Below are 23,447 nucleotides of genomic sequence, written 5' to 3'. Positions count from 1 at the left end.
CATCGTCCTGTCATCCCGCTCCGCTCCCATTGGCATGACCGTACCGTCGTATGCCAGATGCCGCCAGCGACGTATTCCATATGGTGAGAAGGACGCCCCGCCACGGATTTTGTAACCCCGCTTGCGGTCCAATCGGTCGACTGTTAAAAAATCACGCCTTACTGGTCCTGCCCTATGTTGTTTGCCGTTCTCGCCGGCTATCGGGCCCGCAGCCGCTTGTTCGTTTGAAATCAGCGCTGCCAGCGGGTCGGCCTCAGGCGGGGTAGCCGCACGCTGTGCCGCCGTGGGCGTGGCCGGCACATCGGCTGCCGCCAGGTCGGGCCCGGTCTGCGCGCACGCGTTCAATCCCCAGGCGGCCAGCACGGCAACGGCCAGGCAACGCGAGCGGAGCACCGGCAAGCGGCCGGAGGCGGGCGAAACGGCAAACAACATAGGGCAGGACCAGTAAGGCGTGATTTTTTAACAGTCGACCGATTGGACCGCAAGCGGGGTTACAAAATCCGTGGCGGGGCGTCCTTCTCACCATATGGAATACGTCGCTGGCGGCATCTGGCATACGACGGTACGGTCATGCCAATGGGAGCGGAGCGGGATGACAGGACGATGTACAGGCACCCCTGAATCTGCACTTTCCTAGCGAAAACCCGGACTTGCACGGCCCCCCGTGGCGAAAGGGCCACCGCTATAATCATCTGGCCTGTCCGACGGGTACGGACCGGCGCCCCCGAGCCTGTTACGAAGGCATGCCAGGATACGCCACATTCCTGGCGTGTCTCCGTAACAGGCTCATTGTTGCGCGGTGGCCTTACCCTGGCTGCTTGCGCGTCTCGGTACAGAGCGCAATGCCCGCGCATGACGCGAGCGTGCCCATCCCCTGCTGCCGCACTAAAAATCTATAAAAGAGGAGAAGTCATGGAACGTCGTTCCTTTCTGTTGAAGGCATCGGCCGTGGCCGCCACGGGTGCGCTGGCCGCGTGCGGCAAGGAAGAAAAGGCCGCCGCGCCGGCCGCCGCCGGTGCCAGCGCACCGGCCGTGATCGGCAGCAATCCGGCCGTGGAATGGCGCCTGGCTTCGAGCTTCCCCAAGTCTCTTGACACCATCTATGGTGGCGCCGAACTGCTGTCGCAACGGGTCAAGGAACTGACCGACGGCAAATTCAACATCAAGGTCTTCGCCGCCGGCGAACTCGTGCCGGGCCTGCAGGTGCTGGACGCGGTGCAGAACAACACCGTCCAGATCGGCCACACCGCCGGCTACTACTACTTCGGCAAGAACCCGACACTGTGCTTCGACACCACCGTCCCGTTCGGCCTGACCTCGCGCCAGCAAAACGCCTGGATGATGCAGGGCAACGGCATGAAGCTGATGCGCGAATTCTTCAAGGAATACAACGTCGTCAACTTCCTGGGCGGCAATACCAACGCGCAGATGGGCGGCTGGTTCCGCAAGGAGATCAAGACGGTTGCCGACCTGCAGGGCCTGAAGTACCGGATCGCCGGTTTCGCTGGCGTGGTGCTGTCGCGCCTGGGCGTGGTGCCGCAGCAGATCGCTGGCGGCGACATCTATCCCGCGCTGGAAAAGGGCACCATCGATGCGGCGGAATGGGTTGGCCCGTACGATGACGAGAAACTCGGCTTCTACAAGGTCGCCCCGTACTACTACTACCCGGGCTGGTGGGAAGGCAGCGCGCAGCTGTCCTTCTATTCATCGGCAACCGAGTACGAGAAGCTGCCCGCGCTGTACAAGCGCGCGCTGGAAACGGCCACGATCGAAGTCCACACCAACATGATGGCCAAGTACGACGCGGTCAATCCGCAAGCGCTGGCCCGCCTGCTGGAAAACGGCGTGAAGCTGCGTCCGTTCTCCAAGGAAATCATGGAAGCCTGCTTCAAGGCGACCCAGGACGCCTACGCCGAGGAAACCGCCAAGAACCCGTCGTTCAAGAAGATCTATGACGACTGGCGCGTCTTCCGCAACAACGAAGCAGCGTGGTTCAACGTGGCCGAGCAAGCATTTTCGCAGTTCAGCTTCGCGCGCAAGCTGTAAGCGCGCTGCCGCCATCTGCGCGAGGTGGCGCAAGCCTGCCATAAGCCCGTGCCCAGCACGGGCTTTTTTACGCCGGTAGAATCCCCCGATTCATTGGGACTCTTCATGCAAACCGGCATCATCTACGCGCTGCTCGCCTACATCATCTGGGGCTTGCTGCCGCTCTATATCAAATCCCTCCACGGCATCGCGCCTATGGAGATCCTGCTGCACCGCATGGTGTGGTCGCTGGTGTTCCTGGGGCTGGTGCTGACCTGGCGGCGCCACTGGGGCTGGCTGCGCGGAGTCTGGACCAATCCGCGCTTGCTGGCCGGCTTCGTCGCCAGCGCGCTGCTGCTGAGCGGCAACTGGTTTCTCTACATCTGGTCGGTATCGAACGGCCGGGTGGTCGATGCCAGCCTGGGCTACTTCATCAACCCGCTGTTCAATGTGCTGCTGGGCGTGCTGTTCCTGCACGAGCGGCTGCGTCCCGGCCAGTGGGCCTCCATTGCGCTGGCTACGGCTGGCGTGGTCTGGCTGACCGTGGCCGCCGGCCAGTTGCCATGGATTGCGCTGGCGCTGGCCGCCACCTTCGGCGGCTACGGGCTGCTGCGCAAGACCGCCACGCTGGGCGCGCTGGAAGGCCTCTCGCTGGAGACCATGCTGCTGTTCCCGCTGGCGGCAAGCGCTCTGGCGTACCTGTTCGCGACGGGCCAGGCCGACTTCACCGAGGCGGGCGGCGGGGTGCAGTTACTGGCGCTGCTTGCCGGGCCGGTCACCGCTGTCCCCTTGCTGCTGTTTGCGGCCGGCGCGCGGCGTATCCCGTTGTCCTTGCTGGGGCTGCTGCAGTACACCGGCCCGACGCTGCAATTGCTGCTAGGCGTATGGCTCTGGAACGAGCCGTTCCCGGCCAGCAAGCAGATCGGCTTCGCGATGATCTGGATATCGCTGGTTGTTTATGCGGTCGAGGGGATCTGGGCGGGGCGCCAGCGCGCGAAGCTGGCGCCGCAAGGGTGAAAAAGGGGCCTCCATGAGGCCCCTTTATATTTGCACCAAAAATTAACCAAGCCAATCGTAAATAGAAAATATTCTTTACATGGATAACTTACGTGCCGTCGAGGCAGCTCGCTCAACGAGCAGTGAGCCAGGGTCTTGGCAATCCATGTCGAAACTATTCTTTCCACTTATCAAATAGAACGTATAAAGACTACTTTGATTGGTAGCGAGAATACGAAACCCCACTACCCGGACACACCCGGTCAGTAAAGCCCACGCACTTGCGCGTGCAGCCGTACCAGCCCCAGCAGCGCGTCGATGTTGGGGGTCGCGATCCCGACGTGCTCGCCGATTTCCCGCACCGATGCCACCAGCGCATCGATCTCCAACGGCCGCCCGGCCTGCGCATCCTGCAGCATCGAAGTCTTGAAAGCGCCCAGCTTGCGCGTGACCTGGCTGCGCTCCTCGCCGCTCTGCGCAATCGGGCAACCGATGACCGCACCGATCTTGCTGGCTTCTTCCATCACCGCCAGGCAGAAACGATTGACCAGCGGATCGTCGAGGATGCGGTCGCAGGTGGCGCCGGTCAGCACCGAGACCGGGTTCATCGTCATATTGCCCCACAGCTTGAACCAGATGTCCTGCTGGATCGCGGCGCTGCGCTCGACCTCCAGGCCGCCACTGGCAAGCAGGCTAGCCAAGGCCTCGAGCTTGCCGGCTGCCATGCCCGTAGCGCCGCCCGCGGCGCCCAGGATCAGGCGTGCGCCAAAGCCGTGGCGCACCGTGGCCGGGGCCGGCGTGGAGGCGGTCAGGTGCACCACGCAGCCGATCACCTGCGCGGACGGGATGGCGCGCGCAATGGTGCCTTGCGGATCCACGGCGCGCAGCGACAACCCGGCATGCGGGCCGGGGCGCTCGAAGAACCACCACGGCACGCCGTTCATTGCCGTCACCACCACCGTACCGGGGCCGATCAGTGGCCCGATGGTCTGCGCCAGCTGCGGCAATGCCGGGGCTTTCACTGCCAGGATCACCACATCTTGCGTACCTAGCGCTGCGGGATCGCCTTGCGCGTTGACCGGAAACGTCTCGGTGCGCTCGCCCTCGATCAGGGTCAGGCCTTGCGAGCGCAGCGCCTCCAGCGTCTGGCCGCGCGCCAGTACGTTCAGCGCCTGGCCGGAACGGGCGAGCCGTGCGCCGATAAAGCCGCCGACGGCACCTGCGCCGACGATGCATAGGGATGTCATGACTGCGTTGTTCCTGTTTGTTTATTCTTGCGAAGAATCAGCGATCACTAATCACGATATGATTCATCGATGCGGTCAATTTCACGGGTCAGTGCCGCGAACACATCTTCACCCGCGCCGAACTTGGGATTGAACTGCAGCGAGTCACGCGTGCACTTGCGCTGGATCTCCTCGGGCACCGGCAGCGCCGCCCCCATGGCCAGCGTGGCCAGCTGGATCTCGCAGGCGCGGTTGAGCAGCCAGAGCGTGGAAAAGGTACGCGCGATGCTGTCGCCCCAGGCTAGCAGGCCATGATTGCGCAGGATCACGGCGGGCTTGTCGCCGATATTGCGCACCAGGCGCGGCCCTTCGTCGTCGTGCACGGTGATGCCCTCAAACGGATGGTAGGCCACCTTGTCGAACAATTGCGCCGCGTAGAAGTTGCTCATCGACAGGTCCTGCGCCGAACAGGCGACCGCCATGCCCGCCGTGGTATGCGTGTGCATGACGCAGTGCGCGCCCGGGATCCCGGCGTGGATGGCCGCATGCACGGTGAAGCCGGCCGGGTTGACCGGCCAGCGGCTCTCGCCGATGACCTGCCCCGCCAGATCGACTTTCACCAGGTTGGAAGCGGTCACCTCCGCATAGCGCAGGCCAAAAGGATTGATCAGGAAATGGGGATTGCTGCCGTCGCCACCAGCCTCCGGCGGCAGGCGCAAGGTGATGTGGTTGTAGATCAGCTCGGTCCAGCCCAGCCGGTCGAAGATGCGGTAGCAGGCGGCGAGCTTGACGCGCGCCTCCCATTCCGCCGGATGACAGTTGGCAACAGCCATGCAGGTCTCCTCTCGCGTTGCTCGCGGCGTCGGTGCGCGCGGTTTCGGAATGCGGTTCAGGTGGGGTCGGGCCGGAATGTCAGTGCGCGGAAACCCATCCCGCTGCCCAATTAATTACCATGTTAATGATTTTGCAGGACTGGTCAAGCCGGGGGCTACCCTCGTGCGCCAGCGTGATGGCAGGGCAATCCGCAACGCCACAGGCTCAAGGCAGCGTGTTGCGCATGATCAGCAGCCACGGCATGTGCGAGTTGGTGACGCCGTCGATCATGCCCGAATCACCGAGCTCGATCAGCTCCATCGACACCGATTGCTGGACATTGCCGCCGATGGCCTTGACCAGACGTGCCGCCGGGTCGACCTCGACCACGATGTCGCAGTGCATGGGCGTGGTGCCAAAGCCGATCTCGGCCGCGCTGTCGAGGTACTTGTCGCGCCCGCGCGCGGCGCAGATCAAATCGCCCGGGCGGGGCATGGCGGGCAACGGCTCGACGCGGAACGCCGGCGCGGGCAGGATGCCGTCGCGTGCGTCCACCACGTACATCGAGTGCGAATCGCCAGTCAGGAACTGGCGATCGTCAAGGCCGGCCTTGCGCATCACCCAGGAAATAAATACGGCAGACCAGGCCCAGTTTCCCTGGGTGATCTGACGGCAGGTGACGGCCTTGCCCACGATGGCCCAGTAGCGTTGGGCGAGCTTGCAGCCCTGCGGCGTGGCCTCCATGCCGGTGCCATCCGGAAAGTGCAGGCAGGCCGACTCGCTGCTCTCTTCTTCCTCGCGATCGGCGGAGCGGTCCGCGGCATCCTCCGCACCATCCGCATTGGACCCCGCCACCGGCATGCCGGGCAATACAGGTGCTGGCAGCGGGCTGTCGGCCACGCACGCGGTGTCGTCGCGGCCCAGGCGCACGGTCTGGCCACCCCAGCGCTGCCATTCCTGCCAGGCGATCTCGACGATGCGCTGGCGCTGCGTGGCGCCGGGCGTTGTCACGGGTCTTTCCGTATCGGGGAGGGGGGTCGCCTGAGGCCGGGCGGGCGGAGAAGGCGTGGTGCAACCCGCGACCAGCGCGAGCGCCATCAACAGACTCAGGCTAAGCCCTCGTACCTGTGGAAAATTTTGTGGGAAACGTTGTGAATAAAGCTGTGGAAATCTGCCGCGCGGCGGACGAAGGTGCATGAGAGGCCTACTGAGCAGGACGCCCTAGACCCTTGTATTTACTGAGGGAAGGCGCCGATAGGGCAGCATCTTACCGGGCTGGCAAAGGGTGCGGCGTATACCGCGAAGCGGCAGGATAACCGCGGGTCGAACACTGTGGATAACGCGCCCCGCCTGGCGCTCACCCATGCCATCAGGCAACTGGCGGCGGCACGGCGGGGTTGATCCAACGGGGCAGGCACGAAACCGCCCGCGGAACTCACTGGTTCACTGCGTCCTTGAACTTCTGGCCAGCCTTGAACTTGACGGTCTTGGCGGCTTCGACCTTGATTTCTTCGCCGGTGCGCGGGTTGCGCGCCATGCGTTCGCCGCGCTCGCCCTGGCTGAAGGTGCCAAAGCCGATCAGGCTCAGGGTGTCGCCCTTGGCCACGGCTTCCATGATGGCGCCAAGCGTCACGTTCAGCGCTTGTTCTGCCTTGGCTTTGGTCAGGCCGTCCACGCCGGCCGCGATGGCGTCGATCAGTTCGGTTTTCGTCATGCTTCACTCCGTGTCGAGTTGATAAAACAAGGACGCCTGGCTGGGCCGGCGCACTGCGCACCGGCGCCGGCAAAGGCGCCGCGGGCCACATCATACCGTGTCGGGCCACGTCAACCCGGAACAGATTGTTACAGCGCATCCCGCTCCAGGCCGCGCTGGCTGGGGCTTTGTGGGGATTCAGGGGGATCAGCAGGGCCCTCGGCAGCGTCAGGATGGGCCTCAGGCGCGTTAACGTGCCCAGGTGCCCCCCAGGGCATCCACACCTGAAAAACGGCTCCAATCGCCTTGTAGGCCGTCTCAGGGGCATTGCGTCGCAGTGGCGCGACCCGGTGCGTGCAGGGCGAAATCCCTCTGACGCCCACGCTTCGGTCCGGTGCCAATGGCCATTGACCGGCGCGCGGCGGCTATGCGGGCCCGCAAAGGGGCCCGACAGGCGCTGTGGGCGCTTCTTTCGCTGAAGCCGAGCGGCGGGACCGCGTACCCATTGCAGCGTAGCAGCGAGGCTTGTGGGGCCGCCAGGGACGGTATGCACTATTGTGCATGACGCTCGATGAGCAAGCGCGGCCGAAATTCCGGGGCTATTCGCGTCGTGCATGCACTGACCGGGCGGTTAACGTAACGGTGCGCGGTTTACGCGCCAGGCGGCGCGGACGTATACCACCGCGAAACGGAACGTATACGACCGTGCCCGGCATGAAGATGAGGCGTATACGCGGTCTTTCTCGTCAAAAACCCAGGGTGGCACGGCAGTAAACCGTGCCGCGGCCAGCAAATTCCTCCTGCTCAAAAAAGAAGCCACGCCTGAAGCGGCTTTTCAGCCCTTTATTCTTTGCCTGGTTCCTTTTGCTCACCGATAGCAGGACGCAGTCCTTTCTGTTTACTTCTTTCTTTAATGTATACAGATAGTAGTAATAGGTAAACGGCTGCCTTTTCTGTGGATAACCACGTAAACGCTTTTCAAATCAGTGTGTTGCAAGAAGCAGAAGTGGTGGGACCCGGTGTTGGCGGACGTGGATGACTTAGCCTTTTGGCGGAGGGTGTCGGGTGCAACCCTCCGACTTATGCCTGATGCATCCCCATGCCAACCCCAGGCAGCCCACATGAATTGCATGTCTTTATCCCCAGATTTTTGCCGGGTTATCCACAGACGATCGACGGGGGCGCGGTCGTATACGTAAGCATCGGTAAACATCGAAGCGCCGATTGATCGAAGCGCCGATTGAGGCTGTTTTGGATGATGGCTCCCCCCGTAAACCAGTGCGTCGTATACCTGGCTTGATGTGTGCGGGTTCGGGCGGGCTGCCCCGGGCTGCCCGTATACGGCTATTTGCCGGCAAGGGGATGCCGCAGCCAATATGGGCAGGTATCATCGCCATCGCGCCCGGGCGGCGCACAGCCACGCGGGGTGGCAGGCAGGCGGATCTATACGGGATGGCACATGGCGGAACAGGCAAAGCAAGAGGAATTGAAGCAGGAAGTGACTGACGCGAAAGACCCCAAGCGCGTCAAGAGCCCGAAGGAAGGCAAGCGCAAGACCGCGTCCGACCGCGTTGAAGTGCGCCGCTCTGGCGTGCATGGCAAAGGCGTCTATGCGAACGCGCCGATTGCCGAGGGTGAGCGCATCATCGAATACAAGGGCGAGCACATTTCGTGGAAGGAAGCGCTCAAGCGCCATCCGCACGATCCGGTGGATCCCAACCATACCTTCTACTTCAGCCTGGAAGACGGTGACGTGATCGACGCCAAGTTCGGCGGCAACCGCGCGCGCTGGATCAACCACGCCTGCGAGCCCAATTGCGAGGCGCGCGAGAAAAAGGGGCGGGTGTTCATCCACGCGCTGCGCGACATCGCCGGCGGCGAGGAGCTGTTCTATGACTATGGGCTGGTGATCGACGCGCGCTACACCAAGAAGCTCAAGAAGGAGTTCGAGTGCCGTTGCGGCAGCCCGAAATGCCGCGGCACCATGCTGGCGCCGAAGGAAAAGAAGGCCAGGTAGGGCGCTGGAAAAGAGACGGGCGAGCCGCATCGCGGCTTGTCCCGCCTCAGACCGTCCCGGCGGCCTCGCACGGGATGCGGATCACAAAGCGCATGCCGCGCACCTCGGCCTCCTCCCCGGAGGCGGGCACATCCTCGATGCGGATGGTGCCCTGATGCAGGCCGATGATCTCATGCACGATCGCCAGACCCAGGCCCGCGCCGCCGGGCGGTTGCGCCGGTGCATTGGGCCCCGGCGTATGGTCGCCGCGGAAGAAGCGCTTGAAGACTTCCTCGCGGCGCGCCAGCGCAATGCCCGGCCCGTTATCTTCCACCATCACCACCGCCATGCCGCGATGGCCGAGCGCCTCGCCGCCCGCGCGCACGGTGATGCGCCCGCCGGGTGGCACATATTTCACGGCGTTGTCGAGCAGGTTGCTGAGCGCTTCACGCATCAGCAAGCGGTTGCCGCGTATCGTGGAGGGCGCCGCGCCGGTAAAGGTGGGGCCGGGCAAGGTCTCGAAGCCCAGGTCGATCTGGCGCGCCAGCGCCTGCGGCACCCACTCGGCGCCGGTCTCGAAGGCCAGCGTGGCCAGGTCGAAATGCTCGATCGGGCCCAGCCGCTCCAGCGATAGCCCAGGCTCGGCGCGGGCCAGCGAGAGCAACTGGTTGGACAGGCGCACCGCGCGGTCGGCCGCAGATTGCAGCTCGCGCAGCGCGTGGTCCGTTACCGCGGGATCCACCGACTGCACCGCGCGGTCGGCATGCAGCTTGACAGCGGTGAGCGGCGTGCGCAACTGGTGTGCGGCATCGGCGATGAACTTGCGCTGCGCGTCCAGCGCATCGCGCAGCCTGGCCAGCAGTGCGTTGAGCGCGCGGATCAGCGGTTCCACTTCGGCCGGTACCTGGGTTTCATCGAGCGGCGCCAGCGAGCGCGCTGTCTGGCGATTGAGCTTGTCGGTAAGGATCTGCAGCGGCACCAGCTCTTCCTTGAGCACGTGCGAGAGGATCAGGCTGCCCACCACCAGCAGCAGGATCAGCGGCACGGAGACCGAAAGCAGGATCTCGTTGGCGGCGGTCTCGCGCCGGTCCAGCAGCTCGGCCACTTCCACCACGATGGGTCCGCGCGGGACGCGCCCGGCCTCGCTGGTGGCCAGTTCATCCGAGGCCGGGCTGGGCAGGTTGACCGGTAGCCGCACGGCGCGCACCTGGCGCCCGCTGAACCAGGCATAGAAGAGCCGCGCATCGTGCAGCGAGGTCTGCCCGGTGCCGTAGCCCAGCCAGGTGTCCATGCCGCCGATCAGCCCGTCGGGGCCGTGGATGCGCCAGTAGATGCGGTCGGTGCCTTCGGCCTCGACCAGCGTCTGCGCAATCATCGGGATGTCTTGCTCCAGCCGGGGGCCGGCAATGCGGATCTGCTGGGCGATATTGTTGGCCACGCCATACAGGGCGCGGTCGAATACCTGCGTGGTGTAGTGCGCCGCCAGCCAGTAGGAGAGCGAGCCGCTGGTCAGCACCAGCGCGAACAGTGGCGTGGCCAGCGCGCGCAGCAAGTGCACGCGCAGGCTTTGCGTGGAGGCCGAGCGCGCGGATGGCGTCGCGGCGGTGGTTGCAGCGGCTGTTGCGGCCTTGCCGGATGCGCCGCCGGCGGCGTCGGTCAGGGCCTTGGGAGGCTGGGGAGGACGTGGGCGCAGCCACATGGCAGGCTTCTCCCTGGGGCGGCGTCAGGTGCCGGCGCGGATCTGCAGCAGGTAGCCGAAGCCGCGCACGGTCACGATCTCCACGTCGCATTCTTCGAGCTTCTTGCGCACGCGGTGCACGTAGACCTCGATCGCGGTATCGCCGACCGTGTCGCCGCCTTCCCCTGCGGGATGCGCGAAAGTGGCGAGGTGGTCCTGCAGCTGTGCCTTGCTGACCACGCGGCCCTGGCGCTGCAGCAGCAACTCCAGCACGGCGAATTCGCGCGGCGAGAGCTCCAGCGGCTTGCCATCGATGAACATGCGGCGGTCGTTGCCCGACAGGCGTAGCCGGCCGAGCCGCACGTCGCGCTCGGGCGCGGCCTCGCCGTGCTGGCTGCGGCGCAGCAATACGCGCACGCGCGCCTCCAGCTCGGGCAGGGCGAAGGGCTTGACCAGGTAGTCGTCGGCGCCGGCATTCAGGCCGGAGAGCTTGTCTTCGAGCTCGTCGCGCGCGGTCAGGATGATGACAGGCGTGGAGCGGTTGCGGGCGCGGTAGCGCGCCAGCAGGGTCATGCCGTCGATGCCGGGCAGGCCCAGGTCGAGGATCACCAGGTCATGTTGTTCGCGCAGCAGGTGCTCGGTGGCGTAGACGCCGTCGTGCACCACGCGCACTTGATGGCCGGCTTGGGCCAGGCCGGCTTCGACGCCACTGGCGATCTGACGGTCGTCCTCGATCAGAAGGATACGCATGGTGGCAGGCTGGGAGGCTGGAAAGGGATCGGGAGAGTAACGAAAGTTACAAACGGTCAGCCGCTGATTGTACAGCGCACGACCGCCAGCGAGCTTTCGGTTTGCCTACAGTCTCCAGAGTGTCCTGGCTTGCCGCGTGCGTGCTCAGGCTTTCGCCAGCGAAGCCGCCGCGCGGTCCATGAAGGCGGCCAGGTCGGTGTCGCGCCGGGTCAGGCCGTTGGCGTCATGGGTGGACAGGGTGACGTCGACCCGGTTGTAGACGTTGAACCACTCCGGATGGTGGTCGGCCTTTTCCGCGGCCAGCGCCACGCGCGTCATGAAGGCGAAGGCGGCGTTGAAATCGGCAAAGGTGAAGCGCTTGTGGATCGCGTCGCGGTCATCGACCGTGCTCCAGCCGGGCAGGCTGGCCAGCAGCGGTGCACGTTCTTCAAGCGTTAGGGGCACGACAGGCGCAGGGGACATGATGGGCTCGATGGTCGAAAAGGAAGTTGGCAAAGGGCAATGCCGGCCCGCCTGCTCGGCCTCCCGGCCCTTGCGATGCGCATGGAGGCGGGGGTGGAGCGGGCATGCCGTCATTGTTTCACAAAGGGTGCGCGCGGGTAGCGTGGGTAGCGCGCGTCAGACGTCGTCGCTGTCGGCCCAGCCTTCGCGCGAGCCGCGCTGGAGCACGAGGTCGGATTGCCCCACGTCGCCCGCGCCCAGCGTGGGCTGTGCGCGCAGTTCCTCATACAGCGGCGCAAAGTCGGGGCGGGTGGCGTCGAACAGCTGATCGAAGCTGTCGATCACGAAGTACGTCTTCTGGAAGGTGTCGATGCGGTAGCGCGTGCGCATGATGCGCCGCACATCGAAGCCGATGCGGTTGGGGCTGGCCGAGTCCAGGCTGTAGATCGATTCGCCCTGGCTCGACAGGATGCCCGCGCCGTAGATGCGCAGGCCTTGCGGCGTGCGGATCAGGCCGAATTCCACGGTGTACCAGTACAGCCGCGCCAGCATGTCGAGCGCGCCCAGCGAGGCCGCCTTGAGCCCGCCCTTGCCGTAGGCCTCCATGTAGTTGGCAAAGACCGGGTTGATCAGCAGCGGCACATGGCCGAACACGTCGTGGAAGCAGTCGGGCTCCTGCAGGTAATCGAGCTGCTCGGGTTTGCGCATCCACCAGCTGGCGGGAAAGCGGCGGTTGGCCAGGTGCTCGAAGAACACGGCATCCGGCACCAGGCCGGGCACCGCCACCACCTGCCAGCCGGTGGCGCGCATCAGGGTTTCGTTGAGCTTGTCGAAGCTGGGCACGCGGTCGCGCTCCATGCCCAGCGTGGAAAGGCCTTGCAGGAACTCATCGCAGACGCGGCCGCGCAGCATCGAGGCCTGGCGGTCATAGAGCTTGGCCCACACCGCGTGGTCGGTGTCCGTATAGCGGTCCAGTGGCTGCGCGATGGTGAAATCGGCGCGCAATTCCTGGCCAGACAGCAGGCCGGCGTCGAATTGTTCCTTGAGCTTGTCGGTCAGGGTGCCGGAAAAGCTGGCCTGGGCGTCGCCAGCGTGGGTGGCGGTAGCCATTGCGTCCATGATGTTTTATCTCCTGCAGATTTACCGCACAGTTTAGCTAGGAGATGACGCAAATGGCCCGCAAAAACGGCTTGGTTTCGTCAGGTGATGCATCAAGAGCGCAAAAATTTGGTATTGTCTGCGGGAAATGTGCGCGGGTGCGCTGCCAGTGACAATCGGCGTGCCGCCAGGCGGCGGCGGGGGTAGCATTCCTACCCGCAGGCCTGGTGCACAACAAGAAGCGAGTCCGGCTCGACCCACGCGCCGAACCTGTCCAACGCCACCGAAGCGACATGACCATGATCAACCTCGACCCATTCGACCTCGCGCTGCTGGCGGCGTTGCAGACCGACGGCCGCTCCACCCACCAGCAGCTCGCCGAGCGCATTCATCTCTCACCCAGCCAGATCGGGCGTCGGCTCGCGCGGCTGGAGGCCGACGGCGTGATCACCGGCTACCGCGTGGTGCTGTCGCCGCCGTCGCTCGGGCTTGGCGTGCTGGTGTTTACCAGCGTCAAGCTGGCCCACCACGGTGACACCATCGTCGAGCGCTTCCGCGAGGACATCCTGCTGCTGGAAGAAGTGCAGGAGTGCTACTCCGTGGCGGGCGAGGCCGACTACCTGCTGCGCATCATGGTGCCCGACCTGCCGACGCTGGCCGAATTCACGATGAAGAAGCTCATGCGCGTGCCAGGTGTGGAGAGCGTGCGTTCCAACATCGTGCTGACCGCGCTCAAGCGCGACGGGCCATTGCCACTGTCGCATTTGCGCTAGCCTGCGGGCCGCTCGCAGCGCGCGCGGGCTTGCGCTTGCCATCGGCGCATGTCACCCTCGCCGGGTGCCGTAATCGGGAGGGGGCAGGATGACGCAGATCGTCGCGCGGATGGACAAGCGTGAGAGACGTGGGTACTGGTGGGCCGCCGCGGCCTGCCTGCAGGCAGTGTTGGCGACGATGCCGGGCTCGGGCCAGGCAGCGCAGGTGGTCCGTTTCTCGCCGGAGGGCGAGGTCGCTCGCGTGCGGCAGGTGGCGATCCGCTTCGATGAAGCCATGGTGCCGCTGGGCGACCTGCAGGCGAGCCCGCCCGCCACGGTGTCCTGCAATGGCAGCCCGATCACCGGACAGGCACGCTGGATCGACGCGAAGAACTGGGCATTCGATTTTGCGCGCGACCTGCCGCCTGGCGTCAAATGCACGGTGCGCATGGCGGCCGGCCTCAAGAGCGAGGCCGGCAAGGCGTACACCGGCAAGCCGGAGTATCGCTTCGAGACCGGCGGGCCCACCGTGGTCTCCGCGCGTCCCGGCGGCGGCGAGATCGAAGAGGACCAGGTCTTTGCGCTGCGCTTGAACGGCCCGGCCACCGCGGACTCGGTGCGCAACGCCGCCTGGTGCCAGGCGCAAGGCCTGGGCGAGCGCATCCCCGTGCGTCTCGTTGCCGGCAAGGAGCGCGACGCCGTGCTGGGCGCGCTGCACTGGAAGCTGAAGGCCGACGAGGTGGATACCGTCCACCTGCTGGCCTGCCAGCAGCGCCTGCCGTCCGGCGCGCGCATGCAACTGGTGCTGGGCAGCGGCGTAGCCACGCCTTCGGGGCTGGCCACGCGCGACGAACGGCGCTTCGACTACACCGTGCGCGAGCCCTTCACCGCGAGCTTTACCTGCGAGCGAGAGCGCGCGCAGTCGCCCTGCACGCCATTGCGGCCGATCTCGCTGTCGTTCTCCGCGCCGATTTCGCGCAAGGATGCCGAGCATATCCTGCTCAATACCCCGAAAGGCCCGCGCGCCCCGCAGTTCGAGCCGGAAGCGGCGCGCGACGCGCCTGTCAGCAGTGTCAGCTTCAAGCCACCCTTTGCCGAGAAGGCAGAGTTCACACTGTCCGTACCCGCCGGCCTGAAGGACGACAGCGGCCGCGTGCTGTCCAATGCCGAGCTGTTCCCGCTCAAGGTGAGCATGGCCGCGATGCCACCGCTGGCGAAATTCTCGGCCGCGCCGTTCGGCGTGCTCGAACGTTTTGGCGAGCTGCCCAAGGGCAAGCCAGCGGCCGACTATCCGGCGCTGCTGCCGGTGACGCTGCGCAATGTCGAGGCCGACCTGCCGGTGCAAGGCGTGCGCGCGCAAGCCGGCACGGTACGCCGCCTGAAGGTGGACGACGATGGCGCGGTACTGCGCTGGTACGGGCTGGTTCGCCGGCTGCACGAAGGCAGCTGGACGCGTGGCGAGCTTGATGCCATTCTCGCCGGCCGCTCGCCGTCCGCGGTCAACAACCCGCGCAACGCGCCTTCCATCGAGACCCGCTCCATCTCGCTGCTCGATGGCGTGGCCGGTGCGCGCAAGCTCGCCATTCCGCAACTGGTTGAGCCGGGCGGCAAGGCGCCACGCCCGTTCGAGGTGGTCGGCATTCCCTTGCCCGAAGCCGGCTTTCATGTGGTGGAGATCGCTTCGCCGATGCTGGGCGAGGCGCTGCTCGGCAAGCCGGCGCCCATGTACGTGCGCACTGCCGCGCTGGTGACCAACCTCGGCGTGCATTTCAAGCTCGCGCGAGGCCCCGGCAAGATGACCGCGCTGGCGTGGGTCACTACGCTCGACGACGGCAAGCCGGTGGCCAACGCCGCGGTGGCGCTGCGCGATTGCAGCGGCAAGCTGCTGGCCTCGGGCCGCACCGATGCCGCCGGGCTGGCGAGTTTCAACGGCCTGGACGACGTGCGCGAGCGCAGTTGCGACGACACCGGGCTGTCCGGCTATTTCGTTTCGGCACGCATCGCCGCGGACCATCCGCAAGCACGCGGCCAGGCCGACATGGCCTTCGTGATGTCCGACTGGAACCAGGGCATCGAGAGCTGGCGCTTCAACGTGCCGACCGACACCAGCGCGGTGCCGGACGTGCGCGTCCATACCATCTTCGACCGTACCTTGCTGCGTGCCGGCGAGACCGTGTCGATGAAGCACATGATCCGCACCGAGACTGCGAACGGCTTCGCATTGCCGGGCGCGGGCGATCCCTTGCCGGCAAAGCTGGTCATCCAGCATGAAGGCAGTGGCCAGACTTACGAGCAGCCGGTGCAATGGCGCAGCACCGCTACCGGTGGGCGCAGCGCCGAAAGCACGTTTGCGATTCCCGCCGCGGCGAAGCTGGGCGTCTATACGGTGTCGCTCAGCGATGCGAAGGACCGTGTGCTGGACAGCGGCAGCTTCCGCGTCGAGGCCTTCCGCCTGCCGGTGCTCGCGGGCACGCTCAAGGCCGGCAGCGGCGGGGCGCTGGTGGCCCCGGCGGAGGTGCCGCTCAACCTGGAAGTGCACTACGTCTCGGGTGGTGGCGCGGCAGGCTTGCCGGTGCAGGTGTCGGCGCTGCTGCGCGACAAGTACGTGCGCTTTGCCGACTACGACAGCTATGCCTTCGCCGCGCCGCGCAAGCCGCAAAAGGACAGCAGCGGCGATGAGGACGAGGGCGAGGATGGCAATACGCAGCGCGACGATGCGCAGAAGCTGGTGGCGGACAAACTGCCGCTGAAGCTGGACAAGAACGGCGGCGGCACGCTTACCCTCAAGAATATGCCGAGGCTGGACGCGCCCAAGGACCTGGTGGTGGAGTCGGGCTTTGCCGATCCCAACGGCGAGATCCAGACGCTGCGCCAGACGGTGCCGATGTGGCCGGCGGGTGTGGTGGCAGGCATCCGCACCGAGAGCTGGGTCTCGGTCAAGCAGAAGCTTCCCGTGCATGCCGTGGCGCTCGATCCGCAGGGGCGGCCGCAGGCCAACGTGCCGATCTCGCTGCGCGCGCAGGTGCGCATCACCACCTCGGTGCGCAAGCGCGTGGTGGGCGGCTTCTATCGCTACGACAACCGCAACGAGAACAAGGACCTGGGCATCGTGTGCGAGGGCCGCACGGATGCGCAAGGCCGCATGCAATGCGACGTGACGCTGCCCGAGGCCGGGCAGGTGGAACTGATCGCGCAGGCCCGGGATAACGCGGGACGCGTATCGCAGGCCGCCACCTCGGTCTGGGTGACGCGCCAGGGCGAGCTGTGGTTCGGCGGCGAGAACAACGACCGCATCGACCTGCTGCCCGAGAAGAAGGCCTACGCGCCGGGCGAGACCGCTGTGTTTCAGGTGCGCATGCCGTTCCGCCATGCCACCGCCCTGGTCGCGGTGGAGCGCGAGGGCGTGCTGGAGACCAGCGTGGTGGAGCTCAACGGGCGTGATCCCACGGTGCGGGTCAAGGTAAGGCCGGAGTGGGGCCCCAATGTGTATGTGTCGGTGCTGGCGTTGCGCGGGCGCTTGCGCGAGGTGCCATGGTATTCGTTCTTCACCTGGGGCTGGCGCCAGCCGACCGAGTGGTGGCAGGCGTTTCGCAGCGAGGGCCGCGAGTATGCCGCGCCAAGCGCGCTGGTGGACCTGTCCAAGCCCGCATTCCGCCTCGGGCTGGCGGAGATCCGCGTGGGCAACGAGGGCTACAAGCTCGACGTGAAGGTGACGCCCGACAAGATGAGCTACCCCGTGCGCGGCAAGGCGCAGGTAGCCGTGCAGGTGAAGCTGCCCGACGGCAAGCCTGCCGCCAATGGCGAAGTCGCGCTTGCCGCGGTGGATGAGGCACTGCTGGAGCTGATGCCGAACACGAGCTGGGATCTGCTCGACGCCATGTTGCGCCGGCGCAGCTATGGCGTGGAGACCGCCACCGCGCAGATGGAAATCATCGGCCGGCGCCACTATGGCCGCAAGGCCGTGCCGGCGGGCGGCGGCGGCGGCAAGAGCCCGACGCGCGAGCTGTTCGATACCTTGCTGCTGTGGAATCCGCGCGTGCAGCTTGACGGCGAAGGGCGCGCCACGCTGACGGTGCCGCTCAACGATTCGCTCACGCGATTCCGCATTGTGGCCGTGGCCGACCTGGGCGTGGGCCGCTTCGGCAACGGCGGCGCCACCATTGCCGCCACGCAAGACCTGCAGGTGATCTCGGGACTACCGCCGCTGGTGCGCGAGGAAGATCGCTATCGCGCCATGTTTACGCTGCGCAATACCACGCAGCGCGCGATGACGGTGCAGGCCGTTGCCCGTGTGAGCCCGCCGGGACAGTCCGCGCAGCCGCAGGCGCTGGCCGCGCAGACAGTGGAGATTCCCGCTGGTGAATCGCGCGAGGTCGGCTGGGATGCGGCCGCGCCGCTGTTGCCGGCGGGCTCGTCGGCCCAGGACGGCACGGTGCAGTGGGAGGTGGAAGCGACCGAGGCCGGCAAGGCGGGCGGCGCCAGCGACCGCGTCAAGCTCTCGCAGCAACTGGTGCCGGCGGTGCCGCTCACCGTGCAGCAAGCCACGCTGGCGCAGCTCGCGCCAAACCTGTCGGTGCCGGTACGCGCACCGCAGGGTGCGCTGGCCGATGGCGCGGGGCAGCCTCGCGGTGGCTTGCAGGTGAACCTGCAATCCTCGCTGGCAGGCGGCATGCCGGGCGTGCGCGAGTGGTTCCGCAATTATCCGTTCTCGTGCCTGGAGCAGCGCGCCTCGCGCGCGATCGGGCTGGGCGATGCGGCGCAGTGGAATGCGCTGACTACGCAACTGCCTGGCTATCTCGACAACGACGGGCTGGCCTCGTATTTCCCGCTGCAAAACGACGGCAACGCCGGCAGCGAGGTGCTGACCGCCTACCTGCTGGCCGTGTCCGATGAAGCCGTGCACGCGGGGCTGCCGCTGCGCCTGCCCGACGAAACGCGGGCCCGCATGGAAAGTGGATTGACCGCGTTCATCGAGGGCCGCATCAAGCGCGAACGCTGGGCACCGACGCAGGATCTGGAAGTGCGCAAGCTGGCGGCGCTAGAGGCGCTGTCGCGCAGCGGGCACGCGCAGGCGCGGATGCTGGGCTCGATCCAGATCCTGCCGGCGCAGTGGCCCACCTCTGCGCTGCTCGACTGGATTGCCGTGCTGTCGCGCGTGCAGGATATCCCGCAGCGCGACGAGCGCCTGGCGCAAGCGCAGCAGATCCTGCGCTCGCGGCTGACCGTGCAAGGCACGCGGCTGGCGTTTTCCACCGAGCGCGACGACAACTGGTGGTGGCTGATGAGCGGCGGCGATCTCAACGCCGCGCGCCTGTTGGCGCTGTCGCTCGATCTGCCCGGCTGGAAGGACGAAAGCGCGCAACTCGCTACCGGCTTGCTTGGCCGGCAGATGCGCGGCGCCTGGGGCACGACCACGGCCAACGCCTGGGGCTCGCTGGCGATCACGCGCTTTGCGCAAGCCTTCGAGAAGACGCCGGTGTCGGGCGCCACGCGCGTGACGCTGGAGGGGGTGCCGGATGCATCGCGCAGCTTCGACTGGGCGCGCGCCGGGAAGGTGGATGGCGTGGCAAGCGGCAGCCTCAGCCTGCCGTGGCCACGCGCGGGCGAGTCCGCCACGCTGCAGGCCGTGCAGCAAGGCGCCGGCAAGCCCTGGGCCACGGTGCGCGCGCTGGCCGCGGTGCCGCTCGCTGCGCCGCTCTCGGCGGGCTACCGCATCACGCGCAGCGTGACGGCGGTGGAGCAGGCGGTGGCGGGCAAGTGGTCGCGCGGCGACACGTATCGCGTGAAGCTGGAGATCGATGCGCAGGCCGACATGACCTGGGTGGTGGTGAGTGACCCGGTGCCCGCCGGCGCCACCATCCTCGGCAGCGGCCTTGGGCGCGACTCGGAGATCGCCACGCGCGGCGAGCGGCGCAAGGGCGCATGGCCTGCGTTTACCGAGCGCACGCCGCAGGCCTTGCGCGAGTACTACGCCTACATGCCGCGTGGCAGTGCCACGTTGGAATACACCGTGCGCCTGAACAATGCCGGCGAGTTCGCCTTGCCGCCCACCCGGGTGGAAGCGATGTACGCGCCGGATGTATTCGGCGCGCAACCCAATGCCAGACTGACCGTAGGAGCACGCCCTTGAGCTGGCTTGCAATGATGATGCCCGCGCGGGTGCGCGAGTGGTGGCTGGCCGGCACCATGGCTGGCCTGGTCTACGGCGGCCTGCTGGTCACCGTCGCGATGGACTCGCCGCCCGGCGCGCCGTTGAACGGGCAGATCGCCTTCCAGCCGTTGTGGAAGACCGCCATGGCGTTGCTGCTGGTACGCGCCGCGCACTTCCATCCCTTGCGCCGCGAGCGGCGCTGGCTGATGGCGGCGCTGCTGTTCTCCGCGCTGGGGGACTTTCTGTTGGCGATGCCGTGGCTGTCGTTCTCCTTCATCGGCGGCCTCGGGGCCTTTCTGATCGCGCACTTCGCTTACCTAGGCTTGTTCGTGCCCATGGCGGGCGACTGGCGCGCGCATCGCCTGATCGCTTGTGGCGTGGTCGTGGGCGCGGCCGGCGTGATGCTCGCGCGCTTCTGGCCCAATCTGGGCACGCTGGCGGTGCCGGTCTCGGTCTATATCGGCGCGCTCGCGGCGATGGCTTGCGCCGCGTTGCTGGCGAAACTGCCGACGCCGCTGGCGGCAATCGGCGCGCTGTGCTTCGCCGTGTCTGACGGCCTGCTTGGCACCGCGCGGTTCCTCGTGCCGTTCGATACCTTTGCGCTCGGCATCTGGTGGACCTACGCGGCCGCGCAAGTGCTGCTGGTGGCCGGCGTGGCGGCCGGGCGGGACAAATGAACGCGGGGCTGCGCGCGGTAGCCGTGATGGCCTGCGTGGCCTGGGCGCCTGCGCCTGCGCTGGCGCTTGCTTCCTTCGACAGCGTGCGCGCCAGCTGGCGCAGCGCGGATGTGGTGGTGCTCGACCGCCATGGCGAAACCCTGTCCCGCGTGCGCGACGATTTTCGTGTGCGCCGCGGCGACTGGGTCACGCTGGCGGAGATATCGCCCGCGGTGCGCACCGCTATCGTGCTGTCGGAGGACCGCCGCTTCTATGCGCACAGCGGCGTGGACTGGCAGGGCGTTGCCGCCGCCGCGTGGGCCAACCTGTGGAACACGCGCACACGCGGCGCCTCCACCCTGACCATGCAGCTCGCCGGCTTGCTCGACGAGGACCTGCGGCGAGTCGACGGCGGCCGCAGCATGAGCCAGAAGATGGCACAGGCCGTGCGCGCGACGGCACTGGAGCGCAACTGGAGCAAGGACCAGATCCTCGAGGCGTATCTCAACCTGGTGCCGTTTCGCGGCGAGCTGGTCGGCCTGTCCGCGCTGTCGCAGGCGCTGTTCGGCAAGTATCCGAGCGGCCTCGATGCACGCGAGGCGGCGCTGGCGGTGGCGCTGGTGCGTGCGCCCAACGCGCGTGCGCCGCAGGTGGCGCAGCGCGCGTGCGGCATCCTGCGCGAGCAGCAATTGCCCAAGGCATGCGATGGGCTGGACGGCTTCGCGCAACTGGCGTTGCTGCGCAGCGGCGGCAGCACCGCGGGCACAACATCGATGTCGAACTTCACGCCAAACCTCACGCCGAACCTGGCACCGCATCTGGCGCGCTTGCTGGTATCGCAGGCCCGCGGCGCCGGCCCGGTGCCTGCCACCATCACGTCCACGCTCGATGCCGGCCTGCAACGCATTGCCACGGCGAGCCTGGATCGGCATCTGCGCGAGCTTGCCGGACGCAATGTGGAAGACGGCGCCGTGGTGGTGATCGACAACGCGAGTGGCGACGTGCTGGCCTATGTGGGTTCGTCGGGCGCGTTGTCGGCGGCCGCGCAGGTCGACCACGCGGCCGCGCCGCGCCAGGCCGGATCCACGCTCAAGCCGTTCCTCTATGAGCAGGCGCTGGAGGCACGGCGGCTGACCACGGCATCGCTGCTGGACGACCGGCCTGTCAACCTGCCCACGGGCGGCGGTGGGGGCCTCTATGTGCCGCAGAACTATGACCGGCAATATGCGGGCTGGGTGAGCATGCGGGCAGCGCTGGCGTCGTCGCTGAACGTGCCCGCGGTGCGCACGCTGGTGATGGTCACGCCGTATCGCTTTCACCAGCGCCTGACCGCGCTCGGCTTGCCGCTGGCGCAGGCCGGCGATTATTACGGCTACAGCCTTGCGCTGGGTAGCGCCGATGTGCCGCTGGTCGCGCTCACCAATGCCTATCGCGCCTTCGCCAACGGCGGGCGTTTTGCGGGCGTGCGGCTGCGCGCCGATGCACCGCCGGCGACCGTGCGCGCGGTGATGTCGCCTGCGGCGAGCTACCTGGTTGCCGACGTGCTGTCGGATCGCCATGCGCGGGCGCGCACGTTTGGCCTGGACAGCCCGCTGACCACGCGCTTCTGGACCGCGGTCAAGACGGGCACGTCGAAGGATATGCGCGACAACTGGTGCGTGGGCTGGTCGCAGCGCTACACGGTTGGCGTGTGGGTGGGAAACGCCAGTGGCGCAAGCATGCATGAGGTCTCGGGCGTGTCCGGCGCCGCGCCGGTGTGGCACGAGATCATGGAGGCGCTGCACCGCTCGGTGCCGAGCGTGGCGCCGTCCATGCCTGCCGGCGTGGAGCGTGTGCCGTTGCGCTTCGCCGATGATCTCGAGCCCGCGCGCGATGAGGTCTTCCTCGCGGGTACCGCCATGCGTGTTGTCAACCTTGCCAGCGCGGATAGCGTGCGTGCCACCAAGGATCGCGTCACCGCCATCGCCAGCCCTGCCGACGGCACCGTGTTCGCGCTCGATCCCGATATCCCGCCGGCGGCGCAGCGCGTCTGGTTCCATGCCGAGGGCGTCAGCGGACAGACCGCGCAACGCGTGAGCTGGCGCATTGATGGCAAGCCGCTGGGGCGCGGCGGCCAGCTCTCCTGGCTGCCCTGGCCGGGCCGGCACGAGGTGGAGTTGCTGGATGCCGCGGGCAAGGTGGTTGACCGCATCGGCATCGAAGTGCGCGGCGCCGTCGCCAAGGCGCCGCTGACTATGCCGCTGACTACGCCGGCGCGAGCGGCGCGCGCGCCTTGAGGAAGTCGACGAACACGCGCAGCTTGGCCGGCATCAGCAGGCGGCCCGGGTAGTAGAGGTAGAAGCCATCGAACGGCGGCAGCCAGTCGTCCAGCACCGTGACCAGATGGCCCGAGGCGAGAGGCGCGCGCAGCAAGGCCTCGAACTCGTAAAGCAGCCCGAGCCCGGCGAGCGCTGCCTGGTGCAGCAGGGCCTTGTCATTGGCGATCAGCGCGACGCCGGTATCGACCGTGGCCTGGCGCGCGGCGTGCATGAACTCCCAGCGATAGACCTGGCCCGCGGGGCCGAAGCGGTAGTGCAGGCAGGCATGCGCCTGCAGGTCGCGCGGCAGCTTGGGCTTGCCGTGGCGCGCGAAGTAGTCCGGCGTGCCGGCCACCACCATGCGCATCGGGCCGGTGATGGGAATCGCCACCATATCGCGCTGCAGTGCTTCGCCCAGGCGCAGGCCTGCATCGAAGCCCTCCGCGATCAGGTCGGTGAAGCGGTCGTCGACGGCCACGTCGACGCAGATCGACGGATAGAGCCGCATGAACTCCACCAGCACCGGTTGCAGCGCGGTGGCCGCAGCCGAGTATGAGGTGGTGATGCGCAGCGTGCCGGCGGGCATTTCGCGCTGCTGGCGCGCGTCGTCGGCCGCGGCCCCGATCTCCGTCAGCGCGGGCTCCACGCGGGCCAGCAGCGCGGCGCCGGCTTCGGACAGGCCGACCCGGCGCGTGGTTCGTTGCAGCAGGCGTACGCCCAGGCGCCGCTCAAGCTGGCGGATGGTCTGCGAGATGGCCGATGGGCTCACCGCCAGCGCGGCGGCGGCGGCGGTGAAGCTGCCCAGGCGCGCCACGCGGACGAAGGCGGCCATGGCCGGCAGCAGGTCGGGGTCAAAGGAGACATCAGGCTTCATA

Annotated in this window: 16 protein-coding genes; 7 read left to right on the top strand and 9 right to left on the bottom strand. The window is 66.9% G+C overall.

Features of this window, described 5'->3' with window-relative positions:
• Positions 1 to 912: 912 nt before the first annotated feature.
• Together A9975_RS18730 and rarD are read left to right on the top strand one after the other, a co-directional pair.
• Complete coding sequence (locus A9975_RS18730) at positions 913 to 2,046, top strand: TRAP transporter substrate-binding protein (RefSeq protein ID WP_174424353.1); 1,134 nt, start codon at positions 913 to 915, stop codon at positions 2,044 to 2,046.
• A 105-nt stretch (positions 2,047 to 2,151) separates the two neighbouring features.
• The gene (gene rarD, locus A9975_RS18725) at positions 2,152 to 3,042 is read left to right on the top strand and encodes an EamA family transporter RarD (protein ID WP_183034112.1); all 891 of its coding nucleotides are present in this window, start codon (positions 2,152 to 2,154) and stop codon (positions 3,040 to 3,042) included.
• 242 nt (positions 3,043 to 3,284) lie between these two features.
• Here the strand turns inward: rarD and A9975_RS18720 are convergent, their stop codons facing one another.
• The 4 genes from A9975_RS18720 to A9975_RS18705 form a co-directional block, all read right to left on the bottom strand.
• Entirely contained in the window at positions 3,285 to 4,268 is a 984-nt protein-coding gene (locus tag A9975_RS18720) for a 2-dehydropantoate 2-reductase (protein WP_183034111.1), read from the bottom strand.
• 47 nt (positions 4,269 to 4,315) lie between these two features.
• The gene (locus tag A9975_RS18715; RefSeq protein WP_183034110.1) at positions 4,316 to 5,080 is read right to left on the bottom strand and encodes a class II aldolase/adducin family protein; all 765 of its coding nucleotides are present in this window, start codon (positions 5,078 to 5,080) and stop codon (positions 4,316 to 4,318) included.
• A gap of 205 nt (positions 5,081 to 5,285) precedes the next feature.
• Positions 5,286 to 6,257, bottom strand: coding sequence for a DUF2272 domain-containing protein (locus tag A9975_RS18710; RefSeq protein WP_183034109.1), 972 nt, complete (start codon positions 6,255 to 6,257; stop codon positions 5,286 to 5,288).
• Between the two features lie 238 nt (positions 6,258 to 6,495).
• Positions 6,496 to 6,774, bottom strand: a complete 279-nt coding sequence (locus A9975_RS18705; protein WP_006162250.1) for an HU family DNA-binding protein — start codon at positions 6,772 to 6,774, stop codon at positions 6,496 to 6,498.
• Positions 6,775 to 8,212: 1,438 nt separating this feature from the next.
• Between A9975_RS18705 and A9975_RS18700 the strand changes: the two genes are divergently transcribed.
• On the top strand, positions 8,213 to 8,770 hold the full coding sequence (locus tag A9975_RS18700; protein WP_255503302.1) for an SET domain-containing protein: 558 nt from the start codon (positions 8,213 to 8,215) through the stop codon (positions 8,768 to 8,770).
• Between the two features lie 46 nt (positions 8,771 to 8,816).
• On the opposite strand, the gene A9975_RS18695 is transcribed toward A9975_RS18700, so the two are convergent.
• The 4 genes from A9975_RS18695 to phhA form a co-directional block, all read right to left on the bottom strand.
• Positions 8,817 to 10,448: a sensor histidine kinase gene (locus tag A9975_RS18695; RefSeq protein WP_183034108.1), complete on the bottom strand. Its 1,632-nt coding sequence runs from the start codon at positions 10,446 to 10,448 to the stop codon at positions 8,817 to 8,819.
• A gap of 24 nt (positions 10,449 to 10,472) precedes the next feature.
• Positions 10,473 to 11,177, bottom strand: a complete 705-nt coding sequence (locus A9975_RS18690) for a response regulator transcription factor (RefSeq protein WP_150987573.1) — start codon at positions 11,175 to 11,177, stop codon at positions 10,473 to 10,475.
• A gap of 144 nt (positions 11,178 to 11,321) precedes the next feature.
• Entirely contained in the window at positions 11,322 to 11,639 is a 318-nt protein-coding gene (locus tag A9975_RS18685) for a 4a-hydroxytetrahydrobiopterin dehydratase (protein WP_253929198.1), read from the bottom strand.
• Between the two features lie 156 nt (positions 11,640 to 11,795).
• Positions 11,796 to 12,728: a phenylalanine 4-monooxygenase gene (gene phhA / locus A9975_RS18680; protein ID WP_183034123.1), complete on the bottom strand. Its 933-nt coding sequence runs from the start codon at positions 12,726 to 12,728 to the stop codon at positions 11,796 to 11,798.
• A 281-nt stretch (positions 12,729 to 13,009) separates the two neighbouring features.
• Between phhA and A9975_RS18675 the strand changes: the two genes are divergently transcribed.
• The 4 genes from A9975_RS18675 to pbpC all read left to right on the top strand — a co-directional run bounded on the left by A9975_RS18675 (position 13,010) and on the right by pbpC (position 22,551).
• Complete coding sequence (locus A9975_RS18675) at positions 13,010 to 13,489, top strand: Lrp/AsnC family transcriptional regulator (protein WP_150987569.1); 480 nt, start codon at positions 13,010 to 13,012, stop codon at positions 13,487 to 13,489.
• Positions 13,490 to 13,577: 88 nt separating this feature from the next.
• The gene (locus tag A9975_RS18670; protein ID WP_183034106.1) at positions 13,578 to 19,598 is read left to right on the top strand and encodes an Ig-like domain-containing alpha-2-macroglobulin family protein; all 6,021 of its coding nucleotides are present in this window, start codon (positions 13,578 to 13,580) and stop codon (positions 19,596 to 19,598) included.
• Entirely contained in the window at positions 19,595 to 20,296 is a 702-nt protein-coding gene (locus tag A9975_RS18665) for a lysoplasmalogenase (RefSeq protein WP_183034105.1), read from the top strand. The genes A9975_RS18670 and A9975_RS18665 overlap by 4 nt, the downstream gene beginning before the upstream one ends.
• Positions 20,293 to 22,551, top strand: coding sequence for a penicillin-binding protein 1C (gene pbpC / locus A9975_RS18660; protein WP_183034104.1), 2,259 nt, complete (start codon positions 20,293 to 20,295; stop codon positions 22,549 to 22,551). The genes A9975_RS18665 and pbpC overlap by 4 nt, the downstream gene beginning before the upstream one ends.
• Here the strand turns inward: pbpC and A9975_RS18655 are convergent.
• Entirely contained in the window at positions 22,520 to 23,446 is a 927-nt protein-coding gene (locus A9975_RS18655) for a LysR family transcriptional regulator (protein ID WP_183034103.1), read from the bottom strand. The genes pbpC and A9975_RS18655 overlap by 32 nt on opposite strands.
• Position 23,447: the final 1 nt, after the last annotated feature.

The organism is Cupriavidus sp. UME77 (genome assembly GCF_014170355.1).
Classification (GTDB): Bacteria; Pseudomonadota; Gammaproteobacteria; order Burkholderiales; family Burkholderiaceae; genus Cupriavidus; species Cupriavidus basilensis.
Note: the sequence above shows the minus strand (reverse complement) of the source record. Positions and strands in the feature narration are given on the sequence as shown.